We start from the raw sequence: 16,479 nt of genomic DNA, 5'->3' as shown, positions 1-16,479 counted from the left end.
ATGAGATCAACCATTAAACTCAGTACCATGGGACTATTTCTACTACTAGCGCTCAACAGCAGTTGTAAGGATAGGGCCCAAAACCAAACCACGGTTTCCGACCAAAACGCATCCGAGGCTATATTGGAAAACAATAAAGGACAGGCCTTTATAGAAGATGATGAGTCCACGCCCAATGTGCTACAAATAGCCATAGGATCAGCTGATCATACCACCTTGGTCGCAGCCGTACAGGCCGCTGAACTGGAGAATGTTTTAGTAAATGCCGGCCCCTTAATGGTGTTCGCGCCGACCAATGCCGCTTTTGATGCTTTGCCAGAAGGAACCGTAGAAGATCTATTGAAACCTGAAAACAAGGATGCCCTGGCAAACATCCTCAAATACCATGTAACTCCAGGCAACTATTCCAAGGACTTTTTAAAAAAATTCAAAAAATTGGGGCAGGCCAATAACCAAAATGTTTCCGTGGAAGTTAAAGGTGATGATGTCTTTATCGGGGGCGCCAAGATAATTGGTAGTGTACCCGCAGGAAATGGAATCGTACATGTGGTGGACAAGGTCATCCTACCTCCTACCCAATAAACAACATAAAACCAAAAAAACGAATAAATCCTAACACAATGAAAATTCATAATCATTTTATAATGACCATGGGAGCAGCCCTGATGCTGGTCTCCTGTGGCCAACAAAACCAAAGTTCGAACGGGGCATTGTCATCCAGTGCTGCAGAAAAAGTATATGTTGCCCCAGGGGAACAAGATGAGTTTTACGCCTTTTTATCTGGAGGATATAGTGGTAACCTTACCGTGTATGGTTTACCATCAGGTAGAATGTTCAAAGAAATACCAGTATTCTCCCAATTCCCAACTTCTGGGTATGGCTATTCCGAAGAAACCGTTCCCATGTTGAACACCTCCCATGGGTTTGTGCCTTGGGACGACCTTCACCACCCCGATATTTCCCAGACCAATGGGGAGTTGGACGGTAGATGGATCTTTGTGAACGGAAACAATACCCCCCGTATTGCAAGAGTCGATTTGAGCACATTTGAAACAGCTGAAATCATTGAGGTACCCAACAGTGCCGGTAACCACAGTTCGTCCTTTATCACGGAGAACACCGAATATGTTGTGGCCGGTACCCGTTTTGCCGTACCCGTACCCCAAAGGGATATGTCCATCAGTGAATATAAAGGAAACTTCAAAGGTGCCTTGACTTTTATCAGTGTGGATCCTGAACATGGCCATATGGCCATCAAGTTTCAATTGTTGATGCCTGGGTTCAACTATGACCTTTCACACCCAGGTCGGGGAAAATCCCATGGATGGTTCTTCTTCACCACTTATAATACGGAAGAGGCCAATACCCTATTGGAAGTAAATGCCTCTCAAAATGACAAAGATTTCATTGCAGCCATCAACTGGAAAAAAATCGAAGAGTATGTGAACAATGGCGGAGGAACCAAAATGCCGGCCAACTATGCACACAACGTATATGATGAGCATTCGCACACAGGAACATCCACAATGCGTAAGGAGGTACTCACCGTTGATCCAACAAAAGTACCCGGAGCAGTTTACTTTTTGCCAACACCTAAATCCCCTCACGGATGTGATGTTGATCCATCAGGAGAATACATTATTGGTAACGGAAAACTATCTGCTGATTTAACCGTACACTCCTTTGATAAAATGATTGCCGCCATTGAAGGTGAAAAATTCGATGGTGAAGCCTATGGAATACCAATTCTAAAATTTGAAGATGTACTGGCAGGACAGGTAAAAAGCGGAGGCCTCGGTCCACTACATACCGAATTTGACGGTAAAGGAAATGCATATACTACCTTCTTTATCTCTTCGGAAGTGGTCAAATGGAAATTGGGTACTTGGGAGGTCATTGACAGAAAACCAACGTACTACTCCGTGGGTCACCTTATGATTCCTGGAGGTAACTCGAGAAAACCATTTGGTCAATACGTGGTAGCCATGAACAAAATTACCAAGGACCGTTACTTGCCCACTGGTCCGGAAATGGAACACTCTGCACAGATCTATGACATATCAGGGGACAAAATGGAATTGATCTATGACTTCCCAACACACGGAGAGCCCCACTACGCTGCGGGATGCCCCGCTGAGCTGTTGGCTCCGAAATCACAGAAAATCTATCGATTGGATGAGAACCAGCACCCCTATGCCGTAACAACCGCTGATGGTTCCAAAGTGGTACGAGACGGCAAAGAGGTACATGTATACATGTCCACGATCCGCAGTCACTTTACCCCGGACAATATTGAGGGTATCAAGGTCGGTGATAAGGTATACTTCCATATCACCAACCACGAGCAGGATTTTGATGTACCGCACGGTTTTTCCATCTTGGGCCAAAACTCCTCCGAACTTTTAGTGATGCCAGGACAGACCAAGACATCGGTCTGGGAACCCAAACAAGTTGGCGTGTGGCCATTCTACTGTACAGATTTCTGTTCGGCCCTGCACCAAGAAATGCAAGGATATGTAAGGGTCTCTCCTGCCAATTCCAACACAGAATTGAAATGGTCACTTGGTGAATAATTCGGATTGACTCACCATTGAATGAAGCGGGCTGTGTCCACCACCTGCCCGCTTTTTTACAAATTGACAAACTACCATCGACCAAAAAACCGCACTCAGTTTGTAACCTATAAATCAAAACAAATGAAAAAGGCTAGTATATTAATGATCTTTGGCCCGCTCTTCCTATTGGGATTATACATTTTCCCACTTTGGAACATCATGTTGGGAGCTCCACAATATCCTGATCCCTTGGGGTTGAACATCCATATCAATGGTCTAAAGGGAGTAAGCGAATTTGATATCCAAAACATTGATGGCCTGAACCACTATATAGGAATGCACACACTCCCGAAAGCTGAGGACATGTGGGAATTTAGTACTTTTCCTATGGTTATCGGAATCATGGTGGCCCTTGGTGTATTGATCGGTTTTTTGGGTTACTTCAACAAGGTTAGCTACAAATGGTTTCTTGGTTGGTTTGTACTGATGTCCATTATGGGCATATTGGGCATGTACGATTTCAATGAATGGTTGGTGGACTATGGCACTAATCTGGACCCCAATGCTATCATGAAATTAACAAATCCCGACGGAACAGCGATGACCTATAAGCCCCCTTTATTGGGACATGTAAAGATGTTGAATTTTGATGTAACCTCAATTCCGGCATCTGGAGGCTGGCTCATGTTCGTGGGCATGATGCTTACCTTGGCCGCGGGATTTCTGGGGTGGAAAAACACAAAAAAACAATAAAATATTCATTATGAAACCCTTCATTATCCTATTGCTTGTAATCTTTGGTTGTATCATGGGGTGCTCCGTAAGTCCAAAACCCATTGATTATGGCCATGTTGGTTGTCATTATTGTAGTATGACCATTGTGGACAAACAACACGCAGCACAGCTCGTCACCACAAAAGGCAAGGTATTCAATTTTGACGCCGTGGAATGTATGATGAACCAATTAAAGGATGATCAAACCGAGATGGCCCTGTTCTTGGTCAATGATTTTGACCGTCCCGGTGAACTGGTGGATGCCAAAAATGCCACCTATTTGATAAGTGAGAATATTCCCAGCCCTATGGGGGCTTTTCTAAGTGCATTTTCCGAAGAAAAGGCTGCCCAAAACACATTGGATGACAATGGTGGGGAGCTCCTGTCCTGGACCGAATTAAAACAAGAATATAAATAACAAAGTAAAAGTTTAAACCCATGTATATGATCGATATTGACAATACCATTGCGCAACAACCTTTTGATGGTCTACAGGTCGAACGACTGGTCAAAAACCCAGCACTGGAAATTTTGAGCATCAGCTTGGCCAAAAATGCGGTATTTCCAAATCACACATCACCAAAAGATGCCCATTTGATTGTCTTGGAAGGTTCTATCAATTTCCATATTGAGAACCAAATTGTTAATTTGACAACACAACAACATTTTGGTTTTTCCAAAGAAGTGGAGCATTGGGTAACGGCCAAGGAAGACACCAAGTTTTTGATCATCAGATAAAAATTGCTTTGTTTCCGTTTTAAAAAGGTGCCACTGAGTACTTCAATTACAAAGACACCATGATATTCAACAATCCACATCACAAATATATCCTAAGGTTGATTATGCTTTTGTTGGGGCCATTGGTATGGGCCAAGACCTGGTCGGTCTGCCCAACCTGTGAGCATAGTTCCATCAAGAAGACGATTCAACAAGCCAATGCCCATGACACCTTATTGGTTCAAAAAGGAACCTATAGAGAATTTGAAATTCTGGTGGACAGGCCCTTGGTCATCAAAGGAGTTGATTACCCTATTATCGACGGAGAAAAAAAAGGGGAAATCTTTAGGATTCAATCGGACGGCGTGACTTTGGACGGTCTATTCATCATCAATGTAGGAGTAAGTTACACAAAGGATAATGCAGCCATCCGGGTAATTAGAAGCAAAAATTTCCTCATCCAAAATATGGTACTGGAGCAATTGTTTTTCGGTATCTATTTGGAAAAATCATCCCATGGCAAAGTATACCATAATAGAATCATCGGAGAAGCTGTGGATGAATACAATTCGGGAAATGGAATCCAACTTTGGTATTCCTCGGATATAGAAGTAAGGAAAAACCATGTCCAGGGAACCCGGGATGGTATTTATTTGGAATTCTCCGACCAGATTACCATTACCGATAATGTGAGCAGGGACAATCTTCGGTACGGACTCCATTTCATGTTTTCCGACCAAGATGTCTATACCCATAATACTTTTGAGAACAATGGTGCCGGAGTGGCAGTCATGTTCTCCAAGTTCATCACCATGAAGAACAATACTTTTCGAAAGAATTGGGGCACAGCGGCCTACGGTATGCTATTAAAAGAAATCAACGATGCGGAAATCAGTGGAAACATCTTTGAAGAAAATACCATTGGTATAAATATAGAAGGATCTAACCGGATCAAATATATCGACAATGACTTTAAAGGAAACGGTTGGGCCATTCGGGTTATTGGAGCTTGCTACACCAATAGTTTTAAGGGCAACAATTTCCTTTACAATTCCTTCGACATTTCTTATAACAGCAAACTGAACGACAATGTATTCGAAGGGAACTTTTGGAGCAGTTATACCGGTTATGATCTCGACAAAGATGGTATTGGTGATGTACCTTATCGTCCAGTGAAATTGTTTTCCTATGTAGTGAACCGAACCCCGGAAACCATTGTTTTGTTGCGGAGCCTTTTCATGGATATTATTGATTTCTCCGAACGAGTCTCCCCTGTCTTCACACCAGATAATTTAAAAGATGCCCAACCTTTAATGAAAATACGATCATGACCATTGCAATAAACAATCTTCATAAGCGATTTGGAAAAAACCAAGTATTGAAAGGAGTAGATTTATCCATAGACGAAGGCCATATTTATGCCATTCTTGGACCCAACGGTTCGGGCAAGACTACTTTAATCAAGAGTATCCTGGGCATGGTAATTCCCGATAAAGGTAGTATCACTGTACTGGACAGGACCATCAAAAAGGACTGGAAATACCGCAAAAAAATTGACTATCTCCCCCAAATCGCCAATTTTCCTCCCAACATCAAGGTCAAGGAATTGATTAACATGATCAAAGACCTAAGGAACAGTCCTAGTGCTGAGAAAGAGCTTATCGAGTTATTTGGACTAGGCCCCTTCTTGGACAAAAAACTGTCAACCCTTTCCGGTGGTACCAAACAAAAAGTGAACATTGTACTGACCTTTATGTTTGACAGTCCCTTAATCATCTTGGATGAACCCACCACAGGCTTAGATCCAAAGGCCCTGATTCGTTTAAAGGAATTGATCCAAAAAGAAAAAGCCCAAGGAAAGACCATTTTGATCACCACGCACATTATGCAATTTGTGGAAGAAATGGCCGATGAGATACTCTATCTTCTGGAAGGGGAGATTTATTTTAAAGGGAGTATCAAGAAACTAATGGAACAGACCAAACAAACGAATTTTGAACATGCCATTGCGGCCATAACGACTTCGGATAGCCATGCTTAAAATATTGAAATACAGTTTTTACGATCTTATACGCAGCCGTTGGAGCTACGTTTACTTTCTGTTTTACCTCGCTCTTGGCTTTGTGTTGTTGTTCCTAAACAATGATGTCTCCAAGGCTGTGATTACCTTAATGAACGTGATCATTATCCTGATTCCATTGATAGGAACCATTTTCGGGGTGATGTACTATTACAATTCCCGAGAATTCACTGAACTTTTATTGGCACAGCCCATCAAACGTAGTTCCATTTTTATGGGGCAATATTTTGGCGTGGCGGGCTCGTTGACCCTTAGTTTGGTATTGGGCCTGGGAATCCCATTTCTATTATATGGCCTGCTAAGGAGCGATGCAATTTTTGATTTCTCCCTTTTATTGGTCACAGGAGCTTTTTTGACTTTTATATTCGTGGGACTTTCCTTTGTGATCGCCATATCCAACGAAAACAAGATCAAGGGATTTGGATATGCCGTATTGCTATGGCTTTTCTTGGCCGTGGTCTACGATGGCTTGTTTCTCATGTCCCTCATTATGTTTGAGGAATATCCCTTGGATACTTTTTCCTTGGTGGCCACTGCACTCAATCCCATAGATCTGTCACGAATATTGATATTGCTCAAATTGGATATCTCGGCCCTATTGGGTTATACCGGTGCCATCTTTAAAAAATTCTTTGGAACCGATTTGGGATTCTTGATCTCCATGGCTATTCTGTTGCTATGGACCATATTGCCCTTATTGGGATTGCGGTACAAAGCAAAAAGAAAGGATTTTTAACTGGGGTAGCATTATAAATAACTCATGAAGGAAAACATTTACCGAAAACATTTACGAATTGCTATTACTTATTTTGGTATCGCTGCTGTATTGGGTATACTACTTCGCTCCATTTTTTTCTTTGGGTTCAACTATAAATTTATGGTCCATGCCCATTCGCACAATGCATTATTGGGTTGTGTATATGCGGGGTTGACCACTTCGCTTCATTATCGCTTTGTAAATCAGACCACATCCAGTAGAAGGTATGCATACATTTTTATTGGTACTCAAGGCACCTAAATCGATTTATTGGTGACCTTTAATAAATGATTAGGCAAAACAAATAAAAGACAATTATATCCTATATTATTTAATCGTATCTTTACACTAAAATTAGTTCTCTTATGATGTTTTCAAAAGCCTGTGAATATGGTATTAGGGCTGCAGTTTATGTTACGCTTCAGTCTTTGGAAGAAAGACGTGTCAGTTTCAATGAAATAGCAAAAGAAATCGATTCACCTATAGCCTTTACTGCCAAAATTTTACAGCAGCTCACTAGAAATAATATCATCCATTCCGTAAAGGGGCCCACGGGCGGGTTCGAAATTGAACGGGAAGATATGGATATGGTAAAGTTGAGCATGATCGTCAAGGCCATTGATGGCGATAAAATATATACGGGATGCGGTCTAGGGCTAAAGGAATGTAACGCACAAAAACCCTGCCCTCTACATGACAAGTTTCTTGATATACGAACCGACCTCCGAAATATGTTGGAAAGCACTAGTTTATTTGAACTAGCTACAGGTTTAGAAGTAGGGTTGACCTATTTAAAGCGCTAAAAGACTGAGGACACTTCCCTAAATAAATGTTGGAACACGGTTGATATCACAATTGGATGGATATAACAAACATGTCAAAATCTATTGAATCCTTAAAATGCAATGATCAAAACAAAGGAGATAATAAGTCTAGAAGAGGTTAAACTCTTGGTAGATTTTTTCTATGGAAAAGTTCGTAAAGACCCCCTTTTGGCCGATATTTTTAATGAGGTGATACAAGATAATTGGCCGAACCACTTAGAAAAAATGTACCGTTTTTGGCAAACAGTATTATTGAAGGAACACACCTATCAAGGTAGTCCCTTTGCTCCCCATGCCAAGCTCCCGGTCGATGCAAAACATTTTGATCGTTGGAAGCAACTTTTTTTTGAGACCATTGATGAAAATTTCTCAGGCGATAAAGCTGCAGAGGCCAAGTTCAGGGCCACAAAAATGGCCGAGATGTTCCAATTGAAGATTGAATATTTTCAAAATAATAAGAGCATTTAGATATTATTGCCCTCAATAGATCAAACACCCTCATCTTGGGACTCATCTTCACCAATACGTTCGAGCTCCAAGGTGCCATCTTCATGCAGTTGAAGCGTGCTACCATATTCCACCTCATCCGAATCTAAATCGTTGTTCCATCGATTGGTCCAATATGAATACCTCAACACAATTGTTAATAAAAAATGGTTTTTCCAACTTTTTGGAAGATATGAGTTCGGAGATCCAGTTCGAACAAATGAATTTGGCTCCTCTAATTTTCAGAACGAACCGCCTCGTTTTCTGAACGAGCAGGGCGGCATAAATGGTCAATTTCTCGGGATTGTTGGAAGTGTTTCTTGTAAAGAGAAAAACCTTTAAAGTATTGTAATTTAGTATAATACATAATTTTTGGATTTAACAAAACAGGTTTGCAAAACACCCATAAATAGCGTCAAACTGTAACTAAATTATGCACAAGGAACATACCGAAGCATTCACAAAACTCGATACCTTTTTATGTATTTAAATGAATTCAAATGAACGCATAAAAAACAAAAAAACACTATCAATCAGTTAGTTGACAGTGCTTTAATACCACCTATATAGTGATTCGTCGGGGTTGTAGAACCTACAATCCAAACATAATTAATTAGGCGGTAATGGTAAAGTTTAACCATTTCCAAATCTTTACTCCAATATGATGGCAATCATTCTATTTATACAACAATTTTCCCAAATTTGAGATTGCTAATGTCCCAAGCTTTGAAAAGCCATAGAAAATTATATACAAAACTTAGAAACATGAATGCAAAATATTTGATTCCTCTAGTGCTTCTTGGAATGTGGAACTGTAAACAACAGAATGAAAAAAGTGTCCCCGATCCAATATCAATAGATATTGAAAAACCACCCAAAAAATCCCTGGAAATGGAAAGGGTTGCACAATACTTAGGTATTTCACCTTCAGATTCCGTTGATTTTGAGACCCAGTTTCATTGCTGGACCATAGATGAAAATAAAAATCTTGATAGTGTAAACATCTCCGAAGCAATCAATCTCTTTAAAAAGATTACCAAAACAGGAAAAAGCAATGTTTATCCCATTTTTGGAACCGACATCAACAATGAAGTCATGATTATCATGTCCAACAAAGGGTTTGGAGGAAACATTCGAGGAACATTTCTGATTGACAAAAACACCTTGGAAATTAAAAAAGTTGAGTTTGACCATGTAGCGGAATCGGATGGATATGGTGCTGCTATTACTCTGTCTGACTTTGAAAATCAATTCGTGGGCACCAAGGTAAATTTTGCGACAAATACCTTTGGACTAAAACAAAATGGTAAAATTGCAATACCTGGAAGTAAGATAGTCGATGGGATTTCAGGAGCCACAATAACCTCAACACTAACAGTAGAAATGATCAATGATAACCTAAAAAAATATGAAGTGTTTTTTCAGTAATTGGTCGCTTTACAAATGAATCGCTTTTCAAGACTTGTTGTTTTATTATTTAAAGAAAAATGCAACCTTCTTCTATTAAACCAAACCTCCATATATTCAATTACTGCTAATTCAGCATCTTCCATAGTTTAAAAAACTATGATGAATTATTACCATTGTTAGCGTTAGTTATTTTTATTGTTTAGGTCTAAGCGTTTCAATAATCTGAGCATCAACCCAAAAAATATCGGCATAACTCTCGTCAAAAGTGTCACCTAATTTTACGCGATGAAATATAAGGTATTTACCATCCGAAGTAACACTTGCGTAACTATCTTCCATGTCAGAATTGATATCTTCACCCATGTTTATGGCTGCTCCCCAAGATCCATCTTTTGTCCGAAAACTAATGTACAAGTCAGAACTACCATATCCATCTTCTTTTTCACAATCCCAAATGATATAGCTTTCATCTGTTGCAATAAAAGGATGTGCTATATAAGTTCCAGAATTGAATACATTTCCCATTTCTATGGGCTCTTCACGAATTCCATTTTTTACAACAGACATTCTAAGTGTTCCAATAGAATCCCTTTCGTCAAAAACATAAGTACCTAAAACCGACGATGTCAGTCGCATAATGGGGATTTGGTCATATGGCGACTCCAAACTTTTTTCTCCTGACCAACCAGTTGGTGTTCTTTCTCTATATTTATTCCCCAAAAACATGGTTTTATTATCTGTAGAAATAAACATTTCACCTGTGTTTGGTTCTTCCATAAAGGTATTCCAACTTCCATTTTCGAATCGAATTCCCAAATTTTTAGAGACTTCACCTTTTATCTGTCTTGCAAAATAAAACTCATCTAAATTAGGTGAAATTGCAGCCAAAACTTCTAGATGATTTGTTGAAACTATACCAAGAGCAAAGAGTTCTGGAATAAGACCTGGAGGCTTTTGACCAAGAAACAACTCTTCTTGTGACACTGACTTACCTTGTTTAAAGTCCTCTTTCTTGAAATTACAACTATTTGTAACCATTCCTATCACAAACATTGACAATATAAAAATCGGTGTTTTCATTAGTTAAATTTAAAATATGCTATAAATACCTTGATGTTTTCAGCCACTCTTATCATAACGGATTTGTATATGAAAAGTAGCGGGTATATTTGTGCTAATTTTCAGTTTAAAAATAAAGACAGACCATAGAATAGAATTAATAAGTTCGCTCTTAACTGCTGTTTTTTAATCCATTGCGGCTGGCTTTTTCTTTTAAGGATTACAAGCTTCAGCTTTAAAATTCACGGAACCATCTATTAAGATTAATCCCTCATCGGATACTGTTATCACTAAATCCTGCATACCACCATTTCTGTGTCCATCAACAAAGAATTTATTTCCCCCCACGGGAACAAGCACAACTTTTGTGACATGACTAGTTTTAACAGCATCATCCATAAACATTCCTTGTATTTTATTTGCAGCGTTTACACTTATTACCATTCCAATATCAACTGTTTCGAAATGAAACCTGATGTGAATATTTTTAACTTCTTCGCCCTCAATATTGTAGATATTGTATGCCTTGAATTCACCTGCATGGTTTATGAAATTTGCCCACATTCCTTTTAATTGATCCTGTCCTTGCTGGGTACCTAGAAATCCTTTCATTTGTTCGTTACCGTAATCTGAAAGTCCTTCAAACTGTTGAGTACTCCAGGCTTTGGCAAAAAATAGTGCAGTTTCGCAGGCTTCAGTGTTATCATTCACGTCTTTAGAAAATGCATAAGTAAAAACAGACCAAGGCTCTTTACCGGCTGTTTCTAATGAATATGTGCTTTCTCTCTTTTTTAAAACAAGTGCGTGTTCATCATCCAATTGATAAGTATTGGTAAAATCAGCAATACTTTTACTTTTAATTGGTAACGGCAGGTTTTCTGCAGGTTTACCTTGAAACAGTGAAATGATTTTATCGGTAATTTCTGGTACAAAAGTAACTTCACCTTGAAACTCCTCTAATACAGGGTTTACAGAAGTAGCATTGGATAGAACGATTATTTTAATATCTCTTTCTGGCAATGAACCCATCACTGAAGCATAGCCGGGAAGCAATCCGTTATTATATATCCATTTCTCTTCTCCTTTTTGTTCAATTACCCAACCTAATCCAGATAACTTATCATTTACGCCCATTGCTTGCGTTACGTTGTACAGCTTACTCTTTGATTCTACCTTTAATAAGGTGCCATTCTCCAGCGCTTGCATAAATTTGAATAAATCAAATGTGGTCGAATTTATATCGGCCGCTCCTTGAAGCCAAGAAGGATGAAAGGGGGAACTGAAGTTTTGAAATTCATTCATTCCCAAACCTAAACACGGCTGTGCTTTTTGGTGGTTTGGTTTAAATGCTGCGACTGCTGTATTTTTCATATTTGCAGGTTTAAAAACAGCTTGTTCCATATAGTCGGCATAGGATTGACCGCTCACTTTTTCGATAATATTTGCTAAGAGCGAGTAGCCAAAATTATTGTATTCATACCCTGTTCCTGGCTCAAATTTTAATTTTGAAGCCTTAAATTTTTCCAAAAGTTCATCCAAAGTAATTGAAGATACTTCAGGCATAAGGCCGTTTCCACTATCATCTTTCCTACCAATATTGGCCTCCATACCAGAGCTGTTATTGAGCAAATGTTGAATGGTAATGTCTTTTGAATAATCAGGCATAAAATCTGGGAAGTAAATTGAAATAGGAGCTTCCAATGTCAGTTTGCCATCTTCCACCAATCTCATAATACCAACCGCCGTCAATGATTTGGTTAGCGAGGCAATACTAAATATCGAGTTTTTGGTATTCTTTTTTTTATCCACTATGTCGGCATAACCAAAACTTTGTTGATAGATAATGGTATTGTTCTCACTTATTAAAACGCTTCCCACAAAGCGATTGTAGTGCGCATAACTTTCAAATAGTGCATCGATATCCTTTTTTAATTCTTTATTGGAACTTGATTGCCCAAAAGAATTAATCCCTAAGACCAAGGCGATTATAATTGCTGTAACCTGTTTCATTTCCTTTTGATTTTATAAGTATTGTTCAGCAATAATAGAATGCTTGAATGATTCAAAAAAAGGAATGTGATTAGCACCTATTTTCCTGTGGTGGAAACTTATAAATATGTGAAAAAGGATAAACTTCACAGGAAAGTGCATTTTCGTCCCTACAATAATACCTTCTGTCCTTTTAACGAATTTGATTTACTTTAAACGCTACTTTTGATACCAAGCTGTTCATAATGAAAAAATATATAGAGCCCATAATTCACGTTTTAGTTTGGGGAATAGGGTACGTTCTAATTCTAAACTATACATCGACTATTGGTGACTTCAGGAAAGACAAAGGCCCTTATTGGGTTGCTTTACTTTTCGGGATGCTTATGAACACTACTGTTTTTTACACTACGTCATTTTTCTTGGTCCCAAAATTTTTGCGCCTTAAAAAAATAAGGGCCTTGGTAATTTCTTTGTTAAGTGGTTTCATAGCCATCAACCTATTTGAGAGTATAGTGGATTATAGGTATTTAGCTGTTTTCTTTTCTTCCGCAAACGAATCTTTCCTAGTGTATTTCCTTTATAATTCAGTGGTCAGTTTTTTTATTTTGTTAGTCGCTTTATCCTACGCACTGATTAAATATTGGATACAAAATGAAAAACTTAAACGTGTATTGCTTGAAGAAAAGCTTTCCACAGAAATGGCTTTTTTAAAATCCAAGATCAACCCTCATTTTTTGTTCAATGTTTTAAATAGTTTTTATGCCAAATCACTAAAGCACGATGTGCCGGAGTTAGCAGATGGAATTGCTAAACTCGCAGAATTAATGCGTTATATGGTTTATGAAACGAATGAAGATAAAGTACCTCTTGAAAAAGAAATTCATCACCTCAAAAATTTTATTCAGGTATATCAACTACGTATCGCCGACGAAGACGAGGTATATATTAATTTTAAGATCAAAGGCGATGTTAAGGATGTAGACATAAGCCCGATGCTGCTCATCCCTTTTGTTGAAAATGCAATCAAACATGGTATTGATCCCAAAACAAAATCCCTGATCAATATTTCGCTCGAGGTAGAAGAAAATAAATTATGTTTTAAGGTAACCAATACAATACATCAAGGAATCTCTGGCTTAAAGGATGAGTCTTCGGGTTTTGGACTTGATAATTTAAAAAAGAGACTCTCCATTCTGTATCCAAATACCCATACGTTGGAAGCAAATGAAGATAAGGGGCATTTCATATCTTTACTTAAGCTGCAACTCGATGAAAGACCCTTATGAACTGTATAATAATTGATGACGAACCAGCTGCTATTGATGTACTTAAATTCCATTTAAGCAGCATTCCTTTTATCGATTTGGAGAAAACGTTCAGAGATCCCCTAGATGCGCTTGAACACCTTCAAAAGCATACCGTCGATGTTATCTTCTTGGATATAAACATGCCAAAATTATCGGGGATCAGCTTCCCTAAGTTTTTGCAAAATCCACCACTTATTATATTTACTACCGCCTATTCTGAATATGCTTTGGAGAGTTATGAATTGAAAGCGGTGGACTATCTTTTAAAACCCATTGAATTCAATAGACTGCTCCAAGCGGTTATGAAGGCTCAACAGCTATTAGAAAAAAATAGCAGTATAAAAACTTCAAGTACTGAAATTTCAAATGATGTTGGGCAACAAACAATTTTTATAAAAAGCGGTTCTGAATTTCATCAATTGTATGTTCAGGATATAAAATACGTGGAAAGCGATGGTAATTATGTCACTTTCCATACCAGTAAAGGACCTGTTTTGGCACGTTATAAAATATCCGAAGTGTTGGAAATACTTCCAAAAAAGCTTTTTATAAGAATACATCGATCTTATATCGTAGCATTAAAACATATAGAAACGGTCAAAAAACACTGTGTGGTCATTGATGCTAAAGAAATACCTATTAGCAGTAACTATAGAGAGGGATTTCTTGCCATAATCCATGAAATTAGTAAAAAAGGAGGGGCAAAATCGAAGGATGAATAATTGTCGTTTCCTAAGATAGCTACGGGTTAAAAATTTGGTTGGATAGCCATTATACCACCATGCTAATAATTAGTGAAGAATGGGTTTGCGAATCTAGAAACCACTTCACCCCCACCCCAAACGTTAGGAATTGGTACATTTATTTAAAAGTATTCGCCTATGACAACAGCTTATTGATGGTATTGTTCTAGGTTAAACCTTACGATATAATGATTGAAAAAGGGATTTTCTTCAGTACTGCCACGGCTACTGGTAAAAATTAGGAACTTTCCATCCTGGGTCACAAAGGGACTGCCATCAAAACCAGCCGAATTAATTTCCCTGCCCATCCAGATGGGTTGGGACCAATTTCCGTCTGCTTTTTTCAAGCTAATATATAAATCAGATTTACCCGAGCTTTCCACCTTGTCGAAACTGGCAAAAATAATATAGCTTTCATCTGGAGCTATAAAGGCATCCCCTTCATTGGACTCGGAATTTATAGATGGGTCCAGCGGTTCTGGTGATGCATATACGCCATTCACCAATCTAGAAACATAAATATCCCCATTTTGTGAACCGTGCGGTGTTATTGTAAAATAAAGATTGCCACTATCCGCCAAGATGGGATAAAATTCATTCTCGGGCATCGGTCGCGAAAAATAAAGCTCCGGCTTTTGCCAATCCCCGCCAACTCTTTCAGACTTCCAAATGTTCCAATCACCAATGGTATCCGTTTCGTTTTCCAACATGGTTGAGGAAAACAACATCACCTCCCCTTTTTCGTCCACATACACATCCGAGTGAATAGCGTTTTCAGGAAAATCAACTTTGCCCATATCCATAAAAGCACCCTCTTCCCAAACAAATTTTCGGATATCGGCCCCTGTTGCATGGCTTTTGGTATAGTAAAGCTCCTTGGTTGTGGCTACAAAAGCATTGTTCCATTGTAATGAATCTCTGGACAAAGTTCCCTGACCCAACATTGCCGGTGTTGTGGCATCCTGATATTCAAAAAATGGGTCGGGATAACTATTGCAGCCAGAAAGAATGATTCCAGATACCATAGCTATAATTATTGTTCTTCTATATGACATCTACTAATCCATTTCTATTTCTTGGTTCTTCGCATCATAATATTTCCTCCCTGCCATGCTACCGTCCTCCGCATATTCAAATTTCATTTGGGCAAAATTGGCTGGAGGACTAAGAATAGGTGAAGCTATCAATCTCAGAATCGATGATATTGACAGTGGAAGAATGTTGATACACATAAAGGGCGGAAAAGGAAAAAAAGATAGATACACATTACTTTCCCCCAGTTTTCTGAAGATTCTTCGGGAGTATTATAAACAGTTCAGGCCGAAAGAATATCTGTTTCAAGGTCAAAAAGCATTAAAATACAGTGCCAGCAGTGCACAAAGCGTTTTAAAAAAAGCTGTTATTAGTTCGGGAATACGGAAAAAGGTTACTCTTCACACGCTAAGGCATAGTTTTGCAACACATTTATTGGAAAGTGGAACCGATATCCGTTATATCCAAGAGCTTTTGGGACACAATAATCCTAAGACCACCATGATATATACCCACGAAACCGAGAATAGCATCAAAAATATCAACAACCCGTTTGATGACCTATAATTATCTTTATATTGCATAAAAGGTTGAAAACTATACTGAACCATAAATTGCAAAACTTGGGCATAGCCAACCAAATTGGTGGTATATACCCAACAAAGTTCAGTATATAATCAAGTTGGGACGGATTTGAAAGCCTTCGGCCTCAACCAAGTTGCTCCATTGCTGCGCAATTCACG

At 38.8% G+C, this 16,479-nt stretch carries 19 protein-coding genes; 15 read left to right on the top strand and 4 right to left on the bottom strand.

The window, feature by feature from the left end; all coding sequences use genetic code 11:
• From D2V08_RS14885 to D2V08_RS14835, 11 genes are all read left to right on the top strand, one after another.
• Positions 1–582, top strand: a complete 582-nt coding sequence (locus tag D2V08_RS14885) for a fasciclin domain-containing protein (protein WP_119608977.1) — start codon at positions 1–3, stop codon at positions 580–582.
• 68 nt (positions 583–650) lie between these two features.
• Positions 651–2,573 carry a Sec-dependent nitrous-oxide reductase gene (nosZ, locus tag D2V08_RS14880; RefSeq protein WP_439108287.1) on the top strand — a complete coding sequence of 641 codons (1,923 nt, stop codon included), beginning with the start codon at positions 651–653 and terminating at the stop codon, positions 2,571–2,573.
• 123 nt (positions 2,574–2,696) lie between these two features.
• The gene (locus D2V08_RS14875) at positions 2,697–3,308 is read left to right on the top strand and encodes a hypothetical protein (RefSeq protein WP_119609665.1); all 612 of its coding nucleotides are present in this window, start codon (positions 2,697–2,699) and stop codon (positions 3,306–3,308) included.
• Positions 3,309–3,318: 10 nt separating this feature from the next.
• Positions 3,319–3,747 carry a nitrous oxide reductase accessory protein NosL gene (locus tag D2V08_RS14870; protein ID WP_119608974.1) on the top strand — a complete coding sequence of 143 codons (429 nt, stop codon included), beginning with the start codon at positions 3,319–3,321 and terminating at the stop codon, positions 3,745–3,747.
• A 26-nt stretch (positions 3,748–3,773) separates the two neighbouring features.
• Complete coding sequence (locus D2V08_RS14865) at positions 3,774–4,067, top strand: cupin domain-containing protein (protein ID WP_119609664.1); 294 nt, start codon at positions 3,774–3,776, stop codon at positions 4,065–4,067.
• 104 nt (positions 4,068–4,171) lie between these two features.
• On the top strand, positions 4,172–5,377 hold the full coding sequence (locus D2V08_RS14860; protein ID WP_119609663.1) for a nitrous oxide reductase family maturation protein NosD: 1,206 nt from the start codon (positions 4,172–4,174) through the stop codon (positions 5,375–5,377).
• Positions 5,374–6,087 (top strand): ABC transporter ATP-binding protein, encoded by a 714-nt coding sequence (locus D2V08_RS14855; protein ID WP_119608972.1) that lies wholly within the window; start codon positions 5,374–5,376, stop codon positions 6,085–6,087. The genes D2V08_RS14860 and D2V08_RS14855 overlap by 4 nt, the downstream gene beginning before the upstream one ends.
• Positions 6,080–6,862, top strand: a complete 783-nt coding sequence (locus D2V08_RS14850; RefSeq protein ID WP_119608970.1) for an ABC transporter permease — start codon at positions 6,080–6,082, stop codon at positions 6,860–6,862. Before D2V08_RS14855 ends, D2V08_RS14850 begins: the two co-directional genes overlap by 8 nt.
• A gap of 24 nt (positions 6,863–6,886) precedes the next feature.
• Complete coding sequence (locus D2V08_RS14845; RefSeq protein WP_119608968.1) at positions 6,887–7,144, top strand: hypothetical protein; 258 nt, start codon at positions 6,887–6,889, stop codon at positions 7,142–7,144.
• A 107-nt stretch (positions 7,145–7,251) separates the two neighbouring features.
• Positions 7,252–7,686, top strand: coding sequence for an RrF2 family transcriptional regulator (locus D2V08_RS14840; protein WP_119609662.1), 435 nt, complete (start codon positions 7,252–7,254; stop codon positions 7,684–7,686).
• A gap of 102 nt (positions 7,687–7,788) precedes the next feature.
• Complete coding sequence (locus D2V08_RS14835) at positions 7,789–8,175, top strand: group III truncated hemoglobin (protein ID WP_119608966.1); 387 nt, start codon at positions 7,789–7,791, stop codon at positions 8,173–8,175.
• Positions 8,176–8,195: 20 nt separating this feature from the next.
• On the opposite strand, the gene D2V08_RS17405 is transcribed toward D2V08_RS14835, so the two are convergent.
• Positions 8,196–8,342 carry a hypothetical protein gene (locus tag D2V08_RS17405; RefSeq protein WP_182835572.1) on the bottom strand — a complete coding sequence of 49 codons (147 nt, stop codon included), beginning with the start codon at positions 8,340–8,342 and terminating at the stop codon, positions 8,196–8,198.
• A 616-nt stretch (positions 8,343–8,958) separates the two neighbouring features.
• On the opposite strand from D2V08_RS17405, the gene D2V08_RS14830 reads away from it, so the two are divergent.
• Complete coding sequence (locus tag D2V08_RS14830; protein ID WP_182835571.1) at positions 8,959–9,621, top strand: FMN-binding protein; 663 nt, start codon at positions 8,959–8,961, stop codon at positions 9,619–9,621.
• 174 nt (positions 9,622–9,795) lie between these two features.
• On the opposite strand, the gene D2V08_RS14825 is transcribed toward D2V08_RS14830, so the two are convergent.
• Both D2V08_RS14825 and D2V08_RS14820 read right to left on the bottom strand, forming a co-directional pair.
• Entirely contained in the window at positions 9,796–10,683 is an 888-nt protein-coding gene (locus D2V08_RS14825; protein WP_147374158.1) for a hypothetical protein, read from the bottom strand.
• A gap of 192 nt (positions 10,684–10,875) precedes the next feature.
• Positions 10,876–12,672, bottom strand: a complete 1,797-nt coding sequence (locus D2V08_RS14820; protein ID WP_119608961.1) for a serine hydrolase domain-containing protein — start codon at positions 12,670–12,672, stop codon at positions 10,876–10,878.
• 416 nt (positions 12,673–13,088) lie between these two features.
• Here D2V08_RS14820 and D2V08_RS14815 point away from each other — a divergent pair, with 416 nt between their 5' ends.
• Together D2V08_RS14815 and D2V08_RS14810 are read left to right on the top strand one after the other, a co-directional pair.
• A complete protein-coding gene (locus tag D2V08_RS14815; protein WP_182835570.1) occupies positions 13,089–13,940 on the top strand; it encodes a sensor histidine kinase in 852 nt (283 codons plus the stop codon).
• Entirely contained in the window at positions 13,937–14,683 is a 747-nt protein-coding gene (locus tag D2V08_RS14810) for a LytR/AlgR family response regulator transcription factor (protein ID WP_119608957.1), read from the top strand. The genes D2V08_RS14815 and D2V08_RS14810 overlap by 4 nt, the downstream gene beginning before the upstream one ends.
• Before the next feature lie 170 nt (positions 14,684–14,853).
• Here the strand turns inward: D2V08_RS14810 and D2V08_RS14805 are convergent, their stop codons facing one another.
• Complete coding sequence (locus D2V08_RS14805; protein WP_119608955.1) at positions 14,854–15,759, bottom strand: TolB family protein; 906 nt, start codon at positions 15,757–15,759, stop codon at positions 14,854–14,856.
• 55 nt (positions 15,760–15,814) lie between these two features.
• On the opposite strand from D2V08_RS14805, the gene D2V08_RS14800 reads away from it, so the two are divergent.
• Positions 15,815–16,303 (top strand): tyrosine-type recombinase/integrase, encoded by a 489-nt coding sequence (locus tag D2V08_RS14800; RefSeq protein ID WP_119608953.1) that lies wholly within the window; start codon positions 15,815–15,817, stop codon positions 16,301–16,303.
• Positions 16,304–16,479 lie beyond the last annotated feature (176 nt).

The organism is Flagellimonas lutimaris (assembly GCF_003581615.1).
Classification (GTDB): domain Bacteria; phylum Bacteroidota; class Bacteroidia; order Flavobacteriales; family Flavobacteriaceae; genus Flagellimonas; species Flagellimonas lutimaris.
The sequence above is the reverse complement of the archived record's forward strand: the minus strand, read 5'-3'. Positions and strand labels throughout refer to the sequence as shown.